This window comes from Chloroflexota bacterium (genome assembly GCA_015478725.1).
Taxonomy (GTDB): Bacteria; Chloroflexota; Limnocylindria; order Limnocylindrales; family CSP1-4; genus C-114.
In genome coordinates this window covers 256,844-278,276 of record JADMIG010000001.1, presented here as the reverse complement: position 1 = coordinate 278,276, position 21,433 = coordinate 256,844, and the positions used below count along the sequence as shown (strand labels likewise).

The following is a 21,433-nucleotide window of genomic DNA, read 5'->3' as shown; positions in this document are numbered from 1 at the left end:
ACGGTGCGCCGCCGCGCAGCGGCGCCTCAGTCGTTGTAGAGGCGCTCCTCGATGAGTTTCTCCTGCACCGTCCGGCCGCTCGGATCGAAGCATGAGAACTCAAAGTGCTTCTCGTACTCGAGGTCGACGTTGTCCTGGCCGCCGCGGTTCTTCTCGATGCTCACGACGACCCAGTCGCGGAACCGCTGCGCCTGATACGGGTTGAACTCGATGTTGACCTTGGCCACGATGTGGTACTTCTCGTTGATGATGACGATGATGTCCGCCTCGTAGTTGATCGCCGAGCTGCCGCGCAGGTGGTGGTTCCGAAGACGGGCCGCCTTGAGCCCCTCCTTGTCGGCCGCGACGATGGCGATCATCGGGACATCCTCGGCCAGGGCGATGTCCTTGAGCCCGTTGACGACGAACGTCACCTTCTCGGTCTCGGTCGGTGGCTCCGGGTAGACCGGCACCTTCTGGAGATAGTCCACGACGACGAGGAGCCGGCGGTCGCCGGACAGCTCCTTGTGCTGGCGGATGAGCTGGCGGAGATTATCGACGGTGCTCGCCGTCTGCGTGCCGCGCATGAGGAACAGGTTCTGGCCGTAGCGAGCGATCCGGTCGAGCGAGGGCCGGAGTCGCGGGTTGTTCGCCAGCTGTGCGGTGCCGGACCCGTCCGCCATCCAGGAGCCGAGGATCTCCTTGCGAACGTCCTGGATCTTGATCGCCCCGGTCTTGTGCGGCAGGTGGGCGAGGGCCGACTCCATCGCGATGAGCCGATTGAGGAGGTATTGCTCCTCATGCTCGAAACAGACGTACAGCACGTTCGCCTGTCCGCCCGAGGCGACGTTGCGCGCCATCTGGAGGGCCATCGTCGTCTTGCCGGTCCCCTGGGCGCCGCCGATGAGGAAGAGCTCGCCGGCTCGCAGACCGTTGCCGATCGTCTTGTCGAGCGGGGTGAACCCGAGCGGCACCGGCTGGTATTCGCCGACGTTGCCGGAGGTGACGTGATCGTTGAGATCCACGAGGACATCCAGCGCGGAACGAGGAGCCATGCTGCCGTTCGGCGTGTCGAGCCGCCACGCGGTCTTGGGGGTGGCGTTCGTGTCAGGTGCCTCGGTGCTCACGCGGCGTATCCCTCCCGGTGGTGACGTGCGGGCATGGTAGCACCGGCCAGAAGCCCGGAAAGTCGCCGAAGGTCCTGGGTCCCGCGGACCGGCGGAGTCCCGGCGGCCGGCTCGCTGCCACCTGCCGCCCTCACCGCGGGAGGCTCGCGAGCTCCTCCCAGTAGCGCGCCATCGCGCGGATCCCGAGCTCGAAGTTGGTCAGGTCCATCCACTCGTTCGGGGCGTGGAAGTTCCCGTCCGGCGGGGTGAATCCCATGATGACGACGGGCAGGGCGAGGAGCGTCTCGAACGCCGCGACGAACGGGATGGAACCGCCCTCGCGAATGAAGACCGGCTCGCGACCGAAGACCGCGGCGAGGCTCCGGGCGAGGGCCTGGTTCGCCGGCAGGTCGATCGGCGAGAAGCTCGGCCGGCCCATGCCCAGATCGTGCACCTCGACCGTGACGCCCGGCGGGCAGGTCGCGAGGACGTGCTCGCGGAAGCGCCGCAGGATGACCTCGGGATCCTGGGCGGCGACGAGCCGACAGCTCACCTTCGCGTGCGCCCTGGCAGGGATGATCGTCTTGCTCCCTTCGCCCTGGAAGCCGCCCCAGATGCCGTTGACGTCCAGGGTCGGGCGGGCCGCGCGGCGCTCGAGGGTCGTGTAGCCCACCTCGCCGACGAGCTCCACGACGCCGAGCGATGCGCGCGCCTCATCCTCGTCGAACGGGAGGGTCGCGAAGGCCGCCCGGTCGTCCGCGCCGAGGGGGATGACGTCATCGTAGAAGCCCGGGATGAGGATCCGTCCGTCCGCGTCCTTGAGCCCGCCGAGGATCGTCGCGAGGGCGTTCGCGGGGTTGGCGACCATGCCGCCGTAGACCCCCGAATGGAGGTCCTGGAACGGGCCCGTCACGTCGAGCTGGGCGTACATGATCCCGCGGAGTCCGATCGTCACGGCCGGGATGTTACCGGCGAAGAAGCCGGAGTCGCAGATGAGGGCGACGTCGCCGCCGAGCCGCCCGCGGTTCGCCGCGAGCCACGGCTCGAGGTGGACCGAGCTCGACTCCTCCTCGCCCTCGAAGATGAACCGCAGATTGATGGGCAGCTGTCCGCGCGTCGCAAGCAGCGCCTCGGCCGCCTGGACGATGATCGCGATGTTGCCCTTGTCGTCGCTCGAGCCACGGGCGAGGACGCGGTCGTCGACGATCACCGGCTCGAACGGTGGTGACGCCCACTCCTCGACCGGGTCGACCGGCTGGACGTCGTAGTGAGCGTAGACCACGGCCGTCGGAGCGCCCGCCGCGTGCAGCCAGTCCGCATAGACAATCGGATGGCCGCCCGTCTCGGACACGTCGACGTGCTCAAGACCGATCGCCCGCAGCCGATCAGCGACCCAGCCCGCCGCCCGGCGGCAGTCTCCGTCGTGCTCCGGAAGCCCCGAGACACTCGGGATCCGGAGGAACTCGATGTACTCGTCGAGGCGTCGGCCGTGGGTCTCGACGAGGTACGCCTCGAGGGCCGGATCCGTGACCGGGGCGCCCGGGGATACGGAGGGCTGCGTCGTCACCTGCCGGTGATCCCGATCGGTTCGATCGGGATCACGCCGGGCTCGGCGCGGGCGCCGGAGCCGGACCGGTCGACGGGCCCGGAGCGGCGGGCGCGTTCGGCGTCCGCGGCGTCACCGGCGCAGCGGCGATCAAGGGTGTTCCGCCGCGCGGATCCTCCTTGGGCGGCAGGTCCGCGAAGATCTTCTCGAATTCCTCCGAGTCCACCGTCTCCTCCGCGACGAGCTTCTCGGCCAGCGTCTGGAGCCGGTCGCGATGGGTCACGAGGACCTCCATCGCCCGATCGTATGCCCGATCGATGATCGCCCGGACCTCGTCGTCGATCGTCTTCGCCACATCGTCGCTGTAGTTCCGCTGCTCGCCGATCTCGCGGCCGAGGAAGACGAGCTCGTCCCGCTTGCCGAAGCTCAACGGACCGAGCTTGTCGCTCATGCCGAACTCGGTGACCATCCGGCGCGCGAGGTCCGTCGCCTTCTCGATGTCGTTGCTCGCCCCCGTGGTCGTGTCACCGAACACGAGCCGCTCGGCGGCGTTGCCGCCGAGGAGACCGGCGATCTTGTCCTCGAACTCCGACTTGCTCTGCAGGTACCGATCCTCCGTCGGCAGGGCCATCGTGTAGCCGAGGGCCATGCCACGGCTGATGATCGTCACCTTGGAGACCGGGTCGCATTTCGGGAGGATCCGCTGGACCACCGCGTGGCCGCCCTCGTGGAAGGCGATGATCCCCTTCTCGACATCGCTAATGACCCGGCTCTTCCGCTCCGGGCCGGCGACGATCCGTTCGAGCGCCTCCTGGAACTCCGGCATCGCGATGACCTTCTTGTTGCGGCGCGCGGCGAGGATCGCCGCCTCGTTGACGAGGTTCGCGAGGTCCGCTCCGGAGAAGCCGGGCGATCGCCGGGCGATGCCTTCGACGTCGATGGTCTTGTCGAGTGGCTTGCCCTTCGTGTGGACCTTGAGGATCGCCGTCCGACCCCGCATGTCCGGGCGGTCGAGGATGACCTGGCGGTCGAAGCGGCCCGGCCGGAGCAAGGCCGGGTCGAGCACGTCCGGCCGGTTCGTCGCCGCGACGACGATGACATTCGTGTTCGTGTCGAAGCCGTCCATCTCGACGAGGATCTGGTTGAGCGTCTGCTCGCGCTCGTCGTGGCTGCCGCCGAGGCCCGCCCCGCGCTGACGACCGACGGCGTCGATCTCGTCGACGAAGACGATGCACGGGGAGTTCCGCTTGGCCTGATCGAACAGGTCGCGGACCCGTGAAGCGCCGACGCCGACGAACATCTCGACGAACTCCGAACCGGAGATGCTGAAGAACGGGACGCCGGCCTCACCGGCGACGGCCCGGGCCATGAGGGTCTTGCCGGTTCCGGGAGGGCCGACGAGAAGGACGCCGCGCGGGATCCGCGCGCCGAGCGAGTTGAATTTCTCGGGGTATTTGAGGAACTCCACGACCTCCTGGAGCTCCGTCTTTGCCTCGTCCACGCCCGCCACGTCCGCGAACGTCACGACCGTCTTGTTGCCGAGGAACATGCGGGCCCGGCTCTTGCCGAAGCTCAGCGCCTGGTTATTCGTCCCCTGCGCCTGCCGCATCATGAAGATGATGAAGCCGACGATGACGACGACCGGAAGCAGGATGCCAAGGAGCGAGAGGAACCACGAGGTGTCCGCGGGGACATCCGCGGTCAGGTCCGGGGTGGGCTTGCCGCCGGCCTTCGCCGCCGCGACGATGTCCGGATAGGCGTCCGCGAGGAGACCCGGGACGACGACCGTGTACTGACCGGTCGACTGCTTCACCGTGAGCGTCTTGTCCTGCTGGACGATCGAGACGACGGTCCCGTTCTGGACGTCCTGGAGGAACGAGGTGTACGAGTGGGCGGTGCCGGTGCTGCTCGGGCTGATGAGCACGGCGGCGAGGAGCGCAACGGTGCCCACGACGAGCACGAGCATGACGATGCCGTTGCGGAGGAACTTGGCGTTCAAGGAAGGAAGCCTCCGGATGCGCGAAGACCCGCCGACCGAGCGGCGAGCTCACGGGCGAGTATACCGCCGCACTCTTTGCCCGCCCCCCGGAGAGGCGACTGCGGCTGGACCGGGCCGTCCATGCGGGTCGCGTCCGGCCGCCGCTGCCCCTCGCTCATCCGCTCATCGGAGGAACGTTCGGGAGCGGTGCGGTCTCCCGAGGCCCACGTCCACCGCTCGATCGTGCCCGGCCGAGCGTGATCCGGCGGGACCGAACGGGCCGGAAGCTCGCCCTCCAGCCGGAATCGCGCACGAACGTTCCGGGGATGAGCGGATGAGCACGAACGTGCGGAGGATCTGGTAGCGGAGGGCGGATTCGAACCACCGACCAAGGGCTTATGAGTCCCCTGCTCTACCACTGAGCTACTCCGCCGAGGTTCTCAAGCTTACCGAGCGTGACCAAGGGCAGCAACCGAGGTCGCTAGAGCACATAACTATCGCACAGCACATAACTATTGAGCCCTGGTCACGTACGGCCAGGCGGCGGACAGTCGCTCCCGAACCATATCGAGGTCGTCGGCGTTAGAGTACGGCATATTGACGAGTGGAGTCAATATCACGTAGTCTTGCTGAGTGAACACCACGCAGACGGGCGCCAAGCTCATCGAGTTCCTCCAGCTGGCGTTCCTCCAGGTCCTGCCAACGCGCCTGCCCATCGCGGACTATGTCGTGAAGGGTGGCGCGAACATGCGTCTCTTCTACGAGAGCCGCCGCCGGTCGCAGGACATCGATCTCGACTACGTGGGCACTGCGTTCTGGAAGATCGAGGACAAGGTCGACGAGACGCTCGACTCTCGAGCGTTCCGCGACCTGCTACGGCTTGCCGGTGTCGAGATGGCCGACCTGACGAAGCCGAAACAGACCGACACGACCCGGAGATGGAAGTTCGCCGTCGTCGGGAGCGGGGCCAGACTCAACTCCAAGATCGAGTTCTCGTCCCGGAACGCCGCCGATCCGGAGTACGCCCTTGAGGCCGCACGGTCGGACATCGGGCGGGCCGCCGGTCTCCGTGTCGTGAAGGCCAACCACTACCTGGCCACCGCCGCCATTCGGCAGAAGATCCGGGCCCTCGCCGAGCGCTCGGAGACCGAGCCGCGCGACGTCTTCGATCTCGACCTCCTGTTCGCCGGGAACCCGGACGCGGTCAAGGCCGGTGATGTCGACGGGGTACTTGTCGGCAAGGCCATCGACGCGGCGTTTGCGATCCCGTTCGAGGCCTTCGCGGACCTCGTCGTCGACTACCTCGAAGAGGAGTTCGTCGAGATCTACAACCGGCCAGAGGTGTGGGACGAGATGGTGACCACGGTCGCCGGCCATCTGGAGCGACTGCGATGACGCTGGCCTCCTACGCCACCCTCGCCGGACTCGGTCCGACACTGACGACCGGCGAGGCCGCCGCCGCGCTTCGGATCTCCACCAGTGCGGCGAGCCGTCTCCTCAGCGATCTCGCGACGCACGGTCTCGCTCAGCGGGTGCGACACGGACTGTGGGTCCTCGGGAGCGAGCCAGTCGACCCGCGACGACTCGCCGAGGAAGTCACGCGACCGTACCCCGCGTACATCTCGTTCGCTTCGGCACTCAACTTCCATCAGCTGATCGACCAGCTCCCGCGGGATATCTCTGTCGCCTCGCTCGATCGTTCGAAACAGGTCCGGACCTCCGTGGCCACCTTCGTTGTCCATCACCTGCCACCGGACCTGTTCGGCGGATGGGTGGAAAAGGACGGGATCAAGGTGGCGAGTCCGGCGAAAGCGCTCTTCGACCTCTGCTACGTGTCTGCGGCGCATGGCGCGCGGCAGCGCCGGATTCCCGAGCTTGAGCTCCCGACGGACTTCGACCGCAAGGAGATCGCTCATTGGCTGGAGCGGATCGGATCGCCACGGCTGCGCACGCTGACGTCGCGCGGGCTCGAATACGCCCTTCGCCGAGCGCTCCGGTAGCCCGCCGTCGGTCTCCATGACTGACCCAGGAAGACTGCCTCTTGCGCTTCGCCAGATTGACTCTGTCGGTCGACGCGCCAACAAGTCGCCCGAAAGGCGGAGTGCCGACTTTCAGTCCACGGCGCGAAGGATCGGGCGCTTGGGGGCAAGTTGGACGTCATCGAGGAGCGACGTAAAGGCCGGCCGGCGCGCGTTGGCCGCCCTGATGTCGGCCACGTACGACGCGAACTCCGTAGCGCGACCAAGCCTGGACATCCGCGGGCCGATCCGTCCGAGAAGGTCAACCGCCTGCACGTAGTTCCCCTTGTCGCTCACCTGGAGCAGTCGCTCGACCTCCTGACGGTAGATCGGGATGGCTTCGTCCGGGTGGGTCACCTGGCGCTCCGCGGCCAGCAGGAGGAGCAGACCCGGCGAACAGCCGAGCGCATGTGCTTCCGACCACGCCTCGTCGACGTGACCTTCCCAGCGGAGGATGTCGACCAGCCGCGAGCCGTCCGGCGGCACGTTCCAGCGGTATCGGGCCCGACTGATCGCGGCGGGCGTCGGTCCAGCAGCCTTGGCCAGGCCGATCGACCGGCGCACCTCCGCGAGCGCGCGCGAGCGCCAGAGCGCCCACGTTCCGATCTGGTCGGCGTACCGCTTCAGAAGCTGGAAGGCGGCGAGGGCCGGCTGCTCGAGGAACTGCGCCCAGATGACCGCCATCGCGTCGTCGCCTCGGGCGCGGCGCAGGTATTCGTCGGCAATGAACTCTCGGAGACGATGGTCAGTACGCTCCGGGAAGGCGCGAACCCCGCGCTCGGCCCAGTCGAGTGCCTCGTCGGGGCGACCGGCGTCCCGACAGACTTGTGCGATCTCGAGGAACCGGTAGGCGGACGATAGGTCGCGGCTTCGGACCGCGATCTCCATGTCAATGTCGTGATACGCGTGGGCGAGCGACTCCATCGTGTACGTGATGCTGAACCGGTTGGAGTCGTTGGGCTCGATGGCGTCCGGGACTGGCGCGAGCGTCGGCATGCGCTCCCACTCGGCCTCCGCGAGAAGCCGATACCTGGCCAGCCCGGCCTCTCCGAGCACGTCGCTGTAGGTCTCGGCCGCGCCCCGGAAGACATCCCAATCGCCGCTGAGTTCCCAGCGGAAGAGCCGTTCAGCGAGCTTGACCGGATCGGGTCCGGCCGCCCGGCACGCGTCGAGGTGGGTCTGCTGGAAACGGGCGAGCAGATCGCCGATCAAGCCATCCGAGTCGTCGGCGTGATCGAGCGCCTTCTCGAGGCGCGCCAAGGCATGCTCGGCCAGGCCGATCGCGGCGTCGGGCCGGCCGTCCGTCACCAGCCCATCGAGCAGGTCAGCGACCTCGTCGACACCCCGGGCGAACGCCCGGACGTCCCGATAGCGGAGGAAGCCATACGTCCTGGTCGCGCGACCGATCGCCTTCTTCAGTGCCGGCAGGCCATCGGTTCCGGGGGCCGCCATCGCCGCGCGGAGCCCAAGTCGCTCGGCGAGTCCGTCGTCACGGTCCGCTTCCTCGACGATGAGGTCGACGAGGGCATCGCCATCGAGGCTCGCCAGGAACGGTCGGATCAGATCGGGCATGTCAACCGAATCCTAAGCGTTCAATCGAACGGCGGAGATTGAACGCTTGGGGAGGCGATCACGTCCCTCGGGCTAGAGGATGATGACCAGATTCAGGTATGTGCTGTATCGGAGTTATGTGCTCTGACGGTCACCGACGATACAGCCTATAAGTGGACCGATTCGTGCTCAGCTTTCACGAGGATGAGCACAGCGGATGTGTCGGGCGGCTTATGAGTCCCCTGCTCTACCGCTGAGCTACTCCGCCGCCGATTCACGCGCTGCGCTCGATTCCATGGCCGAGCCGGACGTGTCCGCCAACCTTGCCTCGTTCGGCCGCCACCCGCGGGTCGACGACGGCTACATGCCTGCCGTGCTTGGCATGAATCCGGGTGCGAGCTCGGGGATCCGGATCGTCGCGATCGCCAGGCCGAGGCAGGCGACCCCGACGAGTCGCGCGAAGGCTTCTCCCCTCGACCAGAGCTTCTCCGTGAGGACCACCGCCGCGAGGATCAGCATCGGGACGACGCTCATCGCCCCAAGAGCGAGCAGGACCACCATGAGCGCCCAGCAGCAGGCCAGGCAGTAGGCGCCGTGGTGCACGCCCACACGCAGGTCTCGCAGTACGCCCTGGTAGGAGCTGTACATGAGGAAGAGCGACAGGGGAGAGCGGCAGTGCGCCAGGCAGCGGTACTTGAGCGGCGATAACTGGTACAGGCCGCAGCCCAGATATGCGACGACTCCCGCCGCGGTCCCGAGTCGCCCATCCCCCTCGGCCAGCCGCGAGATGAACCCGCCGAGCGCGAACGCGAGCACGCCCGCAGACGCCCAGACCGCCAGATAGCCGCCGGTGAACAGGGTCAGGCGCAGGGCGCGACGCCCGGAGATCGACCGGGCGTAGAGGGAGGCCACCGGCGCGACGGACGGCAGCATCATGGCGGCCATCATCACGGTCCAGGCGACCAGAAATGCCGGTAGCGCCAGGCCCATGGTGCCGGACATGGCCCCGTCCTGCGACGACCAGGCGATGATCGCGACCCAGGCGATCGCGGCCGCGATGAGGAGGACGGCCGCCTGAGGTGTCAGGCGCCAGATGGTCCGAGAGCTGGCTACCCCGCCCACGAGAATGGCGCCGAGAACCCGCTCTTGCCGACGAGGGCGATGTCGTAGCCGAACGCCGAGATGCGGGATGCGGTCGACCGCGCGACCGTGAGCGATGCGCCCGCGGGGTGATGCACGCCGGTCACCTTCGGCGCATCGGCGGCAGGATCGAGCGGTGAGGAGACGTCATCGACCTCGATCGCGACGCCATCGCCGATCTTCACGCTGTGGTGACGTCCGTCGCTGCGGTACTCGATCGATGCCGACTCCATCCCGAGCATTTCCGTGATCAACGGTGCGAGGCCAGCCATGGGCCCACCGATCTGCCCGGAGAACACGCTCGCGAGCTTGGCTCCCTGCTGCGCCGATGCGTTGGAATCCATGAACAGTCCGACCTTCCAGTTGCCTTCGACCATCATGGCGGGCGTATCGCCGAAGACGCCGACGGTCAGCCCGCTGACGTCCACGTCGTCGACCTTGCCCGAGTCGACGTGGAAGGCCATGAGGAACCGGCACCGCTCATGATCCGCAGGGGCCGAGAAGTCGGCCACGGTGCATGGACACCCGACCTCGCAGCTACAGTTCTCGAAGTAGGTGCCGTCCAATCGCCAGGCCATGACGAGTCCTCCATGAGCGAGCCATTGCGGAGCCTCCTCATCGTGGCCCGGCCGTCCGGGCAACGTCAAGGACATTTCGGAGTTGGTCGCCCCCGGTGCGCTCGAGCCGGGCGCCAGGACGACCGCATCGTTGGTCCAGAACGACAGGATCCGCTCGATGTGCGTTCCTTCCGACGCTGCCCGCGCCCACTCGGCGTCGCGCTCCGGCACGGGAAGCCGTCACTGCGCAGCGTCGTCCCTCCGGGCGATCAGCCGCCCGGCGTCGGGCCGAAGAGCATCTGCAGCCAGGAGTCGAGGGGCGACGGGCTCGAGGCCGGCGCGCCGAGGCGGAGCGCCGCGGAGCCCGGGGCATTCGAGGGCAGCGGCGGCGCTCCCGGAGCGAGGACGAACGCATGGTCCTTCGCCGTGCCGAGTCCGAGGCCGCGGGCCTGCTGGAGGATGTAGTCCGGCCGCTGGACGAGGTTGAGCTCCCGCTGGAGCGCGATGACGTTCGCAGCCACCGCGGCGTTCGCCACGCGGGCCTGATCTGCCTGCACGGCGACCGCCGACGCGTCGCCCACCTGGCGCGCGAACACGATGACGATCCAGACGGTGGCCAGAGCCCCGACGAGCCACGCCGCCCGGCGTCTCGTGAAACCTCCCACGGTGAGGCCCTCGAGCGACAGGCGCGGGGCGCTCGTGTCGGCGAACGGCTCGTCCGTGGACTCCTGACTCTGCGCCCCATCCTCGTCGAGGCCGGGGTCGAGGTCCGCCGAGGCGCCGTGGGTCCGAGGGTCCATCGGGCCGGATGCTAGCTGCGGGCAGCTGGCGTGTCAAACCACGGTACGCGTGCCTGTGGACGCGTGCCAGGTGACCTGTCACGAACGCGGCTGACCGTGTGGCGTACACTCCGAACCGCACATCCGTTCGATATCACCTGGGAGGAGCGAGTCTTGCGGACCTACGCCCCGCTCGATACCGCTGCCGTGCTCGCGAGGATCCTCGCTGAGCCGTCGCTCGCCGCGACCGTCGTCCACCATGAGACGATCGCCGCTCGCGAAGCCGCCTGGGAGGACCTGCCGTCGTGGCTGGATCCCCGCATCGCCGCCGGTCTTCGGACGCGCGGCATCGATCGGCTCTACACGCACCAGGCAGAGGCGATCGACGCGATCCGCGCCGGGCGCGACACCGTCGTCGTCACGGCCACGGCGTCGGGCAAGACGCTGTGCTATGCGATACCGACGCTCCAGGCGATCGCGGATGATCCCGGATCTCGCGCGCTCTGGCTCTTCCCGACGAAGGCCCTCGGTCAGGACCAGGTCGCCGAGTTCTCGGCCCTCGCCGGAGCGGCCGGCCTGACGGTCTCGACGGCGACCTACGACGGCGACACGCCGGCCCCCATCCGGTCCACGATCCGTGACGCCGGGCAGGTCGTGGTGACCAACCCGGACATGCTCCACGCATCGATCCTCCCCCACCACACGAAGTGGTTCCAGCTCTTCGAGCAGCTGCGGTACATCGTCATCGACGAGCTGCACACGTATCGCGGCGTATTCGGCAGCCACGTCGCGAACGTGCTGCGTCGACTCCTCCGCCTGTGCGCCCACTACGGCTCGCACCCGGTCATCGTCTGCTGCTCCGCGACGATCGGGAACCCGGCCGAGCTCGCCGGCCTCCTCACCGGCCGGCCGGTGGAGCTCGTCACCCGCAACGGGGCGCCGTCCGGCGAGCGGCATCTCCTCCTCGTCGAACCGCCGCTCCTCGATCCCGCCACCGGCGCCCGGGGATCGGCCCTCACCCTGGCCCAGCGATGGGCCCTCCCGTTCCTCCGCGCCGACCGCCAGACCGTCGTGTTCGGTCGATCGCGGACGGCCGTCGAGCTCCTCCTCACCGGCATCCGCGAGGCGCTCCGCGAGCATGCCGGCCCCCGATCGCGGATCCGCGGCTATCGAGGCGGGTACCTGCCGACGGAGCGTCGGGCGATCGAGCGAGGCCTCCGCGACGGCGAGGTGCTCGGGGTCGTGAGCACGAACGCCCTCGAGCTCGGCGTCGACATTGGCCGCCTGGACGCCGCGATCCTCGCCGGTTATCCGGGATCCGTCGCCGCCACGTGGCAGCAGATCGGCCGGGCAGGCCGGAGGTCCGGGGTGAGCGTCGCCGTCCTTGTCGCCGCCGGTTCACCCGTCGACCGCTACATCGTCCACCACCCGGAGTTCCTCCTCGCCGGCACGCCGGAGGAGGCGCGGGCGGACCCCGACAACCTCCACATCCTGCTCGCCCATCTCAAGGCGGCGACCTTCGAGCTTCCATTCGAGCCGGACGAACGGTTCGGGCGCGACGGCGTGGCCGACCTCCTCGCGTTCCTCGCCGAGGAGGGCCACGTCCGTCAGGCCGGCGACGGTCGCTGGTACTGGTCGTCGGAGAACTTCCCCGCCGCCTCGATCTCGCTGCGGACGGCCGCCTCGGAGAATGTCGTCATCGTGGACACGACACCCGATCGGCCGCGGGTCATCGGCGAGGTCGACATGTTCTCCGCGCCGACGCTCGTCCACGAGGATGCCATCTACCTCCACGAGTCGGCGCAGTTCCACGTGGACCGCCTCGATTGGGACGAGCGGAAGGCGTACGTCCGGCGGGTGGACGTCGAGCACTACACGCAGGCTGACGCCGCGGTGACGCTCAAGCCGCTCGACGTCTTCGCGACGGCACCGGTGCCGGGCGGGACGCGGGCCCACGGCGAGGTGATGGTCGCGAGCCTCGCCACCATCTACAAGAAGCTCCGCTTCACGACGAACGAGAACATCGGCTGGGGACGGATCCACCTGCCGGAGATCGAGCTCCAGACGACCGCCTACTGGCTCACCCTCGGACGCCCGCAGGGGGCATGGTCGCGGCGCGAGCTCGACATCGCGCTCCTCGGGGCCGGGCGGGCGATCCAGGCGGTGGCGGCGATCCTGCTCATGGTCGACCCGCGCGACCTCGGGCTCGTCAGCCAGGTCCGCTCACCGCACCACGAGGCCCCCACGATCTACCTCTACGACGGCGTGCCCGGCGGCGTGGGGCTCGCCGAACGCCTGTATGAGCGGCACGACGAGCTGATCGAGGGCGCCGCGAGCCTCGTCGCGAGCTGTCCATGCGACGCCGGATGCCCTGCTTGCACCGGCCCCCGCCTCGAACCCGACGTCGACGCCAGGGCATCCGCGCTCCGCCTGCTCGGCGAGATCGTCGGGCTCGGCACGCGCGGCGCGATCGGCGGGGCGACCGTTCGGTGAGCCCCAACGCGACGCTCGAGCGCCGCCTCGCGAATCATCGAGCGGGCCACTCGGCGGGGCCGGCCGGGATCCATCTCGAACCGCAAGGCGAGGCGCCCGCCGTTCGACTCGCCGCCGCGCTCGGCGGCGAGGTCGTCGAGACGTCGCGCGGGCGATACATCCGCTGCGACCTTCCACCCACGACCGTGCCGCTCGACCGCGGCCGGCTCGCGCTGCTGCCGGGAATGCCGCCGGCGTCGGTCCCCCTGGTCTGCCTCGACACGGAGACGACGGGCCTCGCGACGGCGGCCGGCACGATCGCCTTCCTGGTCGGGATCGGCTGGTGGGAGGGTGCGACGTTCCGGCGAGTCCAGCTCGTCGTGCCCGACCAGCCGGACGAGCCGGCGATGCTCGGCGCGCTCGCCGACCTCGTGCCCGCCGATGCCTGGCTCGTCACGTACAACGGGCACGGCTTCGACTGGCCGCTCCTCGAAGCCCGCTTCCGGATGGACCGCCGCGCTGCCCCGAGCCGTGCCGGCCATCTCGATCTCCTGCCGTTCGTCCGTCGCGTATTCCGCCACCGGATGACGGATGCGCGACTCCGCACCGTCGAACGCGAGCTGCTCGACCTCCATCGGCGTGGCGACGTCGAGGGAGCCGAGATCCCCGGCCGATACCTCGCCTTCCTCCGAGGCGGCACGGCGGGGCCGCTCGTGGACGTCGCGCGCCACAACGCGCTCGACGTGTGGTCCCTCGCCACCCTCCTCGCCCACATCGACCGGACGGTCGCCGACCCGGATCTCCGGCGAAGCGCCCATCGCGGCGATCTCGCCGCCGTCGCCCGCCTGTTCCGGCGCGAGCGTCGGCACGCGGAGGCCCTCGCCTGCCTCGACGCCGCTCTCGACGCGGATCGGGCGTGGGACGCCACGGCCCGGACGCGCGGCGTCGAGGACCCGCACCTGACGCCCGATCCGCGACGGATCCGCGATGGCATCGCCGCAGAGCGGGCTCGGACCCTGCGGCGCCTCGGCCGCCACGCGGAGGCGCTCGCGGCCTGGCGGGAGCTCGCGACCGCCAGCCGTCCCCTCGCGGCGCTCGCGATCGTCGAGATCGCGAAGGCGCTCGAGCACGCGTGGACGGATCCGATCGCCGCCCTCGCGATCGTCGAGCGCGGACGCGTGGTCGCCGAACGAGGGCGGGCCATGGGTCGGCCGATGCCGATCTTCGAGGCGGACCTCGCCCGACGCCGACGTCGCCTGGCGGCGAGGATCGCCCGCCACCTATCCGCCGGCGTCCCCGCCTCCGCGCGGAAGCTCCGCGATCCTCCGCTTCACGGCCTCCCTCGTGGGAACCCCGGCGAGTCCGGGACCCTCGAGGACGAGGGACGCTGCGGCGGCCGCGAGGCGCAGGTCGAGCTGTGCCCCGAGCCGGCCGCCGACGAGCCGCGGCTCGACGCGGGCGGCGAGGAGCGCGGCGAGGAAGACGTCGCCGGCTCCGGTCGGGTCGACGATCGCCGCTGGCCGGATACCCGGCCAGCGGCGCATCCTCGTCGGACCTCCGGAACCGCCACCCAGCGCAATGCCGCCGTTCGCGCCCTGGGTGAGGACGAGCGTCGCGCCCGGATGCAACAGCTCGCAGAGCGTCGCGAGCGGGACGTCCGCGTCGAGGTCGTCGCGGCTCACGCCCACGATGTCCGAGCGCTCGATGATCGGAGCGCGGCCTGGAGCCCGGTGGCGGACGCGCTCGCCCGACGTCACCTCGCGGAGGAGTCCCTGCCAGCCGGTCGCGACGAGCGCGCCAGCGGGGACGGCGGCGGCCCAACCGTCCCCGAGCTCGTCCGCGACAGCCGCGAAGAGCCAGCCCGGGGCGTCCGCCCAGGCTCGCGGGATGGCCTCGTGGGGGACGCGGTCGGAGGGTGACGAACCGATCTGGATGCGACCGCGCGGCGTCTCGATGTTCTCGAAGACCGGTCCGTGCTCCAGACGGACCGTGATGACCGATGCTCCGGCGTCGCGGAGCAGATCGAGCTCGTGTGCCGCCTCGGCCGTCGCGTCCACGCCGACGAGGGCCGCGGTGCGGACGCCGAGGCGGGCGATCGTCAGCGCGCCGTAGGTCACGCCGCCGCCGAGGCGCCAGCCCCGGGGATCGTCGGCCGCGATGTCGCGGGCGGCCGCGCCCACGACGACGATCGTGGGTCGGGACGGCTCGCCCGTCACGCCGACCTATACTGTCGGCCGCCGGGCGCCGTGGGATCGCCGGTGGTCAGGGATCGGGAGCGAGCGTGTATTTCTACGAACTCCATGAGGGCGATGGCGACGTCTTCGCCGATCTCATGCTCGCCCGTGACGAGGAGATGGAAGCGGAGGAGTTCTTCCGGACGGTGCAGGAGATCCGCGAGCAGGTGATCGAGTCGCATGAGCACGATACCCTCATCGAGGCCATCGCCGATGAGCTCGAGCGGATCCACGGCTTCATCCACGTCTCCGACGAGCGACTGACGGCAGCCGTCAACGTCTCACGCGACCCGGACGAGACGTTCCTCGCCGACCTCGAGGGCACGGCCACCAGCGGGCGCGACGACGACGACGACGATGACGACGATCCGGAGGGATCCCCATCCGACTTCCGGTCCATCGTCGCCGACTTCAACGGGTCGCGTCCGCCTCGCCCACACTGACCACCCGCGGATCGTGCGCCGTCGGCCGCCGAGCCGCCGCGGGTCGACCGCCTACCGGCTGAAGAGCACCTCGAGGACGTCGCCGTCGCGGACGCGATAGGTCTTTCCCTCCGAGCGGAGCTTGCCGTGGCGACGCGCCTCCGCCGTCGAGCCGAGGGCGAGGAGATCCTCGTAGGCGATGACCTCGGCGCGGATGAAGCCTCGAGCGAGGTCCGTGTGGATCGTCCCGGCGGCCTCGACCGCCGTGGACTCTGCCGCGATCGGCCAGGCACGCACTTCGTCCGGACCGGCCGTGAGAAAGCTCACGAGCCCGAGCAGCCGGTACGAGAGGGCGATGACCCGATCGAGGCTCGAACCGTGGAGGCCGAGCTCCTCCATGAAGGCGGCCGCCTCGCCCGGCTCGAGCTCGCCGAGCTCCATCTCGATGCGGGCGGAGAGCGCGTCCACGAGCGAGTGCCGATGGTCATATCGGGCGACGATCGCCGCGATGAGCTCGGCGGACCGCGGCAGGTCTCCCTCCCCGATGTTGAGGAGGACGAGGACCGGCTTCTGGGTGAGGAAGCGGAACCCGCGGAGCGCCTTCTCTTCGTCGCGCTCGAGGCCGGCGTCGCGGATCGGCGTCCCCGCGCGAAGCGGCCCGACAAGGCGGCGCAGGATCGCCTCCTCCCGTTCGTTCGCCTCCCGCTCGGCCGGTGTCCCGTGACGCCCGGTCGCCGCGAGCCGTTCGAGGCGCCGCTCGACCATCGCGAGGTCCGCGAGGATGAACTCGAGATCGAGCCGCTCGAGATCGCGGGCCGGGTCGACCGAGCCGTCCGGGTGCGGCATCGCGGGGTTGTCGAACGCGCGGACGACGTGGAGGAGCGCGTCCGAGTCGCGCAGCCGGGCGAGGTGTTCCGCTGGCAGCTCCTCGGTCCCGATCCGGCCCTCGGTCGACGCCGGGGGCGCCGGGAGGTCAACGTACGTCACGTCCGCCTGCACGATCTTCTTGGGGCGAAAGATGGCGGCGAGCCGCTCGAGCCGCTCGTCCGGGACCTTGACGACGCCGACGTTGAGCTGGACGCCGCCGAAGCCGCCGGTCTCCGCATGGCCGCGTGTCAGGGTGTTGAAGACCGTGGTCTTGCCCGCGCCGGCAAGGCCGACGATCGCGATCTGCATGCTCTCCTCAGTACCCGACGGTCGGATCGACCGCATTGTGGAGTGGCTCGCCCGCTGCATATCGGCGGAGGTTGTCGCAGAACAGCTCGACGCTCCGGTCGAGGACGCGGCCCGTCGACCAGGCGGTATGCGGCGTGACGATGACGTTCGCGAGATCGTAGAACGGGGAGCCCGGCGGGAGCGGCTCATCGCGGAACGTGTCGAGCACCGCCCCGCCGAGAGGTCCCTCGCGGAGGGCCCGCACGAGCGCACGCTCGTCGACGAGGCGACCGCGGGCGACATTGATGAGCCATGCCCCGGGCTTCACGCGGGCGAGCGCCTCTGCGTCGATGAGGCTCTCGGTCTCGGCGGTGAGCGGCGCGGCAAGGACGATGAAGTCGGACTCCGCGAGCAGCTCCGCAAGCCCATCGGGACCAAGGATACGGGCGGGTCCGTGGTCCTCGCCGCCCTCGCCCCGACGGCGGGTGGCGACGACCCGGCAGCCGAACGCGGAGGCCAGGTCGGCGACGGCCCGTCCGATCGACCCGAGCCCGACGATCCCCACGGTCACGTCGCGCAGCTCGGCGCCCTCGAGGGGTTGCCACGTCCGCTCCCGTTGCAGCTCGAGGAGCTGCGGGAGTCGCCGGCTCACCGCGAGGATCATCATGAGGACGTACTCGGCGATCGGCTCCGAGAAGACGCCGCGGGCGTTGGTGATGACGAGACCGCGATCCCGGCCCGCCGGCGTGAGGACCCGCTCGACCCCGGCCGAGGCGGAATGGACCCACCGGAGGCGGGGCGCCCGGGCGAGGATGCGATCGAACGCGTCCGCCGAGAGCCAGCCGCGCAGGAGGACCTCCACCTCGTCGAGCGGCCCGTCCGCGAGGCCTTCCGTGGAGACGGACACGATGCGCGCACCGGGTGCCGCGGCTCGGATCCGGTCGAGGTCGCGGACCCGGTAGCGCGCCGACAGGATCGGCGTCAGGGCGATCGCGAGCGGGACACCGTCCGGGCCGAGACCCGGTCCGCCGAGGGATCGCGGTTCCTCCTTCACGCGGAGGCACCGCCGCTGGACCCGACGACGCGGGCGAGCCAGCGTTCGGGTGCGTCGATCTCGCCGTTCAGCGGCAGGTTTTGCGGTCCCTCCCACAGTCGTCGAAGGGCGGCGGGTCCGCCGCGCTCGGCCACGGCACGAACGAACCGTTCGCCGTTGCGGTATTGCTCGAGCTTGAGGTCCATGCCGATGAGCCGGCCGATCGCCCGCTCGAAGCCGGTCTTCTGCTCCCGACGGGCGTGGAACCGGGCACTGATCCGGGCGACGTCCGGGACGAGGTCGCGGCCGACCTCGTCCATGACGTAGTCACTGAACCCCTCGAGCAGACTCATGACCGCCTGGGTCTCCCGGAAGCGGTCGCGCTGTTCGTCCGTCATGAGCCGCTCGAGCCAGTGATCGCCGCTCGACTCGCCCCGCAGCGCCCGACCGAGCTGGCGGACGGTGTCGCGCGACACGACCGCCAGGCCGTCGCCGAAGTCGGCGAGCTGACGCTTCAGTCGTTCGGAGAGGTACGGCCGGAGCCACGGGTGGGCCTCGAACTCGAAGGCGTGAGTCGTCTCGTGGATGGCGATCCAGGTCCGGAACGGATCGAGGGGCACATCGAGAGCGCGGGCCGTCTGGCGGATGTTCTCCTCGACGAACAGGAGGCGGCCCGGTGTCGCCTCCGCGGAGAGGAGGGCCAGGTCGTACTGGCCGAGGACCCGCTGGCCCATGAAGCCGAGGATGAAGCCGAGCTGACGCGTCGTGACGAAGCGGTTGGCGATCGCGAGCGAGGCGTGGGCGAGCCCGCCGCCGGTCGGCACGACCTGGTCGAGCAACCGTCCCTCGAGGTGGCCGACGAGCTCGGCGAACGACGCGACGTTCGCGTGGACCCAGCCGGCCCGATCGACGACGCCGGCTCGCTCGACGATCCCCGGCAGGTCCGCCTCGAGCGCCGCCGCGAGTCGCGGCACGATCCGGTCGAGCGCCGCCCGGTAGACCGGCTCCGCCGCGGCGAGCTCGGTCGCCGTGAGGGTCCCGGGTGCGGAGCGCAGTCGGGAGATCGCGAACGCCTCGGCCGCGCGCCAGTCGACGAGTCCCCGCCGTGCCGAACGCTCGGCCCGGCGCCCGAGGACCGTCGCCGCGGCACCGAGGGCCGCTCCGACGAGGAAGCCACCCTGCCAGAGTGGATCGCCGAACCGCCCGCCACCGCCGGCACCGGCCCTGTCGCTCATACAGCCACACCGAGCTCGACGTGCTCGACGTCCCGGAACCGCTCGCCGAACAGGACACTGGCGAGGCGCTGGAACTGTCCCCTGTCGCCGGTCGTGAGCTGGCGGTGGATCGCGCCGGTCGTGCCGCCGGTGGACGACGACGGCGGCCGATCGTGACCCTCGCTGCCCGCGTCGGCGGCCGTGCCGCGACTGCTCCCGGGAGCTTCGAGCCCGTTGATCGCGAGGACCTCCACGAGCGCGGCGGCGGTAGCCGTGGCGCTGTCGACGATCGCGATCCGCGGCCCGGTCACGGTCGCGATCGCGGACCGCAGCAACGGATAGTGGGTGCAGCCGAGGAGGAGCGTGTCGACCCGCGCGGACGGCGGCATCGGGAAGATGAATTCGCCCGTCGCGTCGCGCGTGCCGAACAGGGGCGCCAGGGCATCCGCGACGACCGCCTCCACCGCGGCGCCGTCGAGCCGGCCCGCCTCGACGAGCGGGACGAGCGCCGGTGTCGCGTGCTCGTAGACTTCGATCGCCGGGTTCTCGTCCTTGATCGCGCTGAAATACGCATGCGAACGGACCGTCGCCGGGGTGGCGATGACGCCGATCCGACGACTCCGCGTCGCGAGCGAGGCCGCCACCGCGCCCGGCCGGATGACGCCGAGCATCGGGATGTCGTACCGGCGGCGGAGCGCACCGAGGGCGACCGCCGTCGACGTGTTGCAGGCTACGACGATCGCCTTGACGTCGCGCTCGACGAGCAGATCGAGTGCCTGCCGGCTGAACGCGAGGACCTCATCGTCCGATCGGGTCCCGTACGGGGCGCGGGCATTGTCGCCGAGGTAGAGCGTCGATTCCGCCGGCGACCGGCGCAGGATCTCCTGCAGGACGGTGAGGCCACCGACGCCGGAGTCGAAGACGCCGATCGGTCGCGGGTCGGCCACCGGGATCAGCCGCGCGCCGCGACGAGGACTCGGCCCTCGAGCAGTTGTGCCGCGATGCGCGCGATGTCCTCGCTGATGCGGGCCGTCGGGTTGGCAAGGACGAACGGTACCCCCTCATTGTTCGACTCGACGACGAGGAGCCCGTCCGAGACGACGGCGTGCTCGGGGACGCGGCCGAGCGCGCGGGCCAGATCGGCGGCCTGGAGGCCACCCGGCGAGTCCACCCGGTTGACGAGGTATTCGACCTTCGACGCCGGGTAGCCGATCGTGCGGAACGCATCGGCGACGGCGATCGTGTTGTGGATCGTCGTCGAGTCGTAGGTGACGATCTCGAGGATCGTGTCCGACGCGTCGAGGAGCGACAGGTTGACGTCCCCGAGTGCCGGCGCGGTGTCGATCACGATCACGTCGTAGACCCGCCGCAGGATGGACAGGACCTTGTCGACGTCGCGAACGGTCACCATCTCCGCCATCTCGAGCCGCGGTGGGGCGAGGAGGATGTCGATGCCCGAGGGGTCTCGCCACAGGACGTCCTGGAGATCCGACTCCTGGATGCGGTCGGTCGGCAGGTCGAGGATGGACGGCGCGTTCGCCGGAACCTTGAGGAGGGAGCGGAGATCGCCGAACTGGAGGCTCCCGTCGATGAGGGCGGTCCGTTTCCCCCGCTGGCCCATCGCGACCGCGAGATTGAAGGCGATCGTCGTCTTGCCCACCCCGCCCTTCGGAGCGAAGACACTGATGAGCCGCGAGACGCCGCTCTCATCCGATGCCTGGAACGCGGCGTGGATGGACTGGATCCGATTGATGAGGTCGTAGCCGCTGAATGGCATCGACAGCACGCCGTGGACACCTCGCTCGGGATCGACCTCGACGGGGTTCTGGGGCACCGTGAGGACGATGACCGGGACGCCCGAGCGTGACTGGGCGAGCTGTGCGGCGAGCTGGAGACCCTTGACCCGACCCTGGAGCAGCGCATCGACGATGACGACGTCCGGTTTGAGCTGCTGGACGTTGGCGGCGACCTTCGCACCCTCGATGACGACGTCGAGGAGCTTGATGTGCGCCTGCGCGTTGAGGAGTCCGCGGATGTACTGCGCCACCTGCGGGACGTCCTCGACGACAAGGAGTCGGATCTGGTTCGTGGTCGCCATGCCGGCCGAGTGTATCAAGCCCGGCCGCTCGGCCGAGACGCAATGCCCGTCGCGGGCAGGCCGGGACGATGACGGCGCGGCGGCTCGCCTGTCCGCCCGCCACCTCGGGCTGCCCAGGGCTGCAGCCTTGGGCGCCCGGGGGTGGGGTGCA

General features: G+C 69.9%; 17 protein-coding genes and 1 tRNA gene. 5 read left to right on the top strand and 13 right to left on the bottom strand.

The features are described from left to right. Positions 1-26: 26 nt before the first annotated feature. The 4 genes from IVW53_01230 to IVW53_01215 all read right to left on the bottom strand — a co-directional run bounded on the left by IVW53_01230 (position 27) and on the right by IVW53_01215 (position 5,042). Positions 27-1,106 (bottom strand): AAA family ATPase, encoded by a 1,080-nt coding sequence (locus tag IVW53_01230; protein MBF6604192.1) that lies wholly within the window; start codon positions 1,104-1,106, stop codon positions 27-29. A 130-nt stretch (positions 1,107-1,236) separates the two neighbouring features. Next, positions 1,237-2,652, bottom strand: a complete 1,416-nt coding sequence (locus tag IVW53_01225) for a dipeptidase (GenBank protein ID MBF6604191.1) — start codon at positions 2,650-2,652, stop codon at positions 1,237-1,239. 31 nt (positions 2,653-2,683) lie between these two features. Continuing rightward, positions 2,684-4,597, bottom strand: a complete 1,914-nt coding sequence (gene ftsH, locus IVW53_01220; protein MBF6604190.1) for an ATP-dependent zinc metalloprotease FtsH — start codon at positions 4,595-4,597, stop codon at positions 2,684-2,686. A gap of 370 nt (positions 4,598-4,967) precedes the next feature. After that, positions 4,968-5,042: transfer RNA gene (locus IVW53_01215), tRNA-Met, on the bottom strand. A gap of 200 nt (positions 5,043-5,242) precedes the next feature. On the opposite strand from IVW53_01215, the gene IVW53_01210 reads away from it, so the two are divergent. Beyond that, a complete protein-coding gene (locus IVW53_01210; protein ID MBF6604189.1) occupies positions 5,243-6,004 on the top strand; it encodes a nucleotidyl transferase AbiEii/AbiGii toxin family protein in 762 nt (253 codons plus the stop codon). Next, the gene (locus IVW53_01205; protein MBF6604188.1) at positions 6,001-6,609 is read left to right on the top strand and encodes a hypothetical protein; all 609 of its coding nucleotides are present in this window, start codon (positions 6,001-6,003) and stop codon (positions 6,607-6,609) included. Before IVW53_01210 ends, IVW53_01205 begins: the two co-directional genes overlap by 4 nt. A 111-nt stretch (positions 6,610-6,720) precedes the next feature. Here the strand turns inward: IVW53_01205 and IVW53_01200 are convergent, their stop codons facing one another. The 4 genes from IVW53_01200 to IVW53_01185 all read right to left on the bottom strand — a co-directional run bounded on the left by IVW53_01200 (position 6,721) and on the right by IVW53_01185 (position 10,675). Further along, positions 6,721-8,199, bottom strand: a complete 1,479-nt coding sequence (locus tag IVW53_01200; GenBank protein ID MBF6604187.1) for a hypothetical protein — start codon at positions 8,197-8,199, stop codon at positions 6,721-6,723. 339 nt (positions 8,200-8,538) lie between these two features. Then, on the bottom strand, positions 8,539-9,180 hold the full coding sequence (locus IVW53_01195) for a DUF2182 domain-containing protein (protein MBF6604186.1): 642 nt from the start codon (positions 9,178-9,180) through the stop codon (positions 8,539-8,541). Between the two features lie 107 nt (positions 9,181-9,287). Beyond that, the gene (locus tag IVW53_01190) at positions 9,288-9,896 is read right to left on the bottom strand and encodes a DUF1326 domain-containing protein (GenBank protein MBF6604185.1); all 609 of its coding nucleotides are present in this window, start codon (positions 9,894-9,896) and stop codon (positions 9,288-9,290) included. Between the two features lie 248 nt (positions 9,897-10,144). Then, positions 10,145-10,675, bottom strand: coding sequence for a hypothetical protein (locus IVW53_01185; protein MBF6604184.1), 531 nt, complete (start codon positions 10,673-10,675; stop codon positions 10,145-10,147). Positions 10,676-10,828: 153 nt separating this feature from the next. Here IVW53_01185 and IVW53_01180 point away from each other — a divergent pair, with 153 nt between their 5' ends. From IVW53_01180 to IVW53_01170, 3 genes are all read left to right on the top strand, one after another. Beyond that, on the top strand, positions 10,829-13,147 hold the full coding sequence (locus tag IVW53_01180) for a DEAD/DEAH box helicase (GenBank protein ID MBF6604183.1): 2,319 nt from the start codon (positions 10,829-10,831) through the stop codon (positions 13,145-13,147). After that, positions 13,144-15,045 (top strand): ribonuclease H-like domain-containing protein, encoded by a 1,902-nt coding sequence (locus tag IVW53_01175; protein MBF6604182.1) that lies wholly within the window; start codon positions 13,144-13,146, stop codon positions 15,043-15,045. The genes IVW53_01180 and IVW53_01175 overlap by 4 nt, the downstream gene beginning before the upstream one ends. 362 nt (positions 15,046-15,407) lie before the next feature. After that, entirely contained in the window at positions 15,408-15,803 is a 396-nt protein-coding gene (locus IVW53_01170; protein MBF6604181.1) for a hypothetical protein, read from the top strand. Positions 15,804-15,854: 51 nt separating this feature from the next. Here the strand turns inward: IVW53_01170 and ychF are convergent, their stop codons facing one another. Genes ychF through IVW53_01145 form a run of 5 tightly spaced genes read right to left on the bottom strand, consistent with a single transcriptional unit; the run spans position 15,855 to position 21,282 of the window. After that, positions 15,855-16,958 carry a redox-regulated ATPase YchF gene (gene ychF, locus IVW53_01165; GenBank protein ID MBF6604180.1) on the bottom strand — a complete coding sequence of 368 codons (1,104 nt, stop codon included), beginning with the start codon at positions 16,956-16,958 and terminating at the stop codon, positions 15,855-15,857. A gap of 7 nt (positions 16,959-16,965) precedes the next feature. Next, on the bottom strand, positions 16,966-17,991 hold the full coding sequence (locus IVW53_01160) for a D-2-hydroxyacid dehydrogenase (protein MBF6604179.1): 1,026 nt from the start codon (positions 17,989-17,991) through the stop codon (positions 16,966-16,968). After that, positions 17,988-19,205, bottom strand: a complete 1,218-nt coding sequence (locus IVW53_01155; GenBank protein ID MBF6604178.1) for a zinc-dependent metalloprotease — start codon at positions 19,203-19,205, stop codon at positions 17,988-17,990. Before IVW53_01155 ends, IVW53_01160 begins: the two co-directional genes overlap by 4 nt. Continuing rightward, on the bottom strand, positions 19,202-20,131 hold the full coding sequence (locus tag IVW53_01150; GenBank protein ID MBF6604177.1) for a glutamate racemase: 930 nt from the start codon (positions 20,129-20,131) through the stop codon (positions 19,202-19,204). Before IVW53_01150 ends, IVW53_01155 begins: the two co-directional genes overlap by 4 nt. 5 nt (positions 20,132-20,136) lie before the next feature. Beyond that, complete coding sequence (locus tag IVW53_01145) at positions 20,137-21,282, bottom strand: AAA family ATPase (GenBank protein MBF6604176.1); 1,146 nt, start codon at positions 21,280-21,282, stop codon at positions 20,137-20,139. Positions 21,283-21,433: the final 151 nt, after the last annotated feature.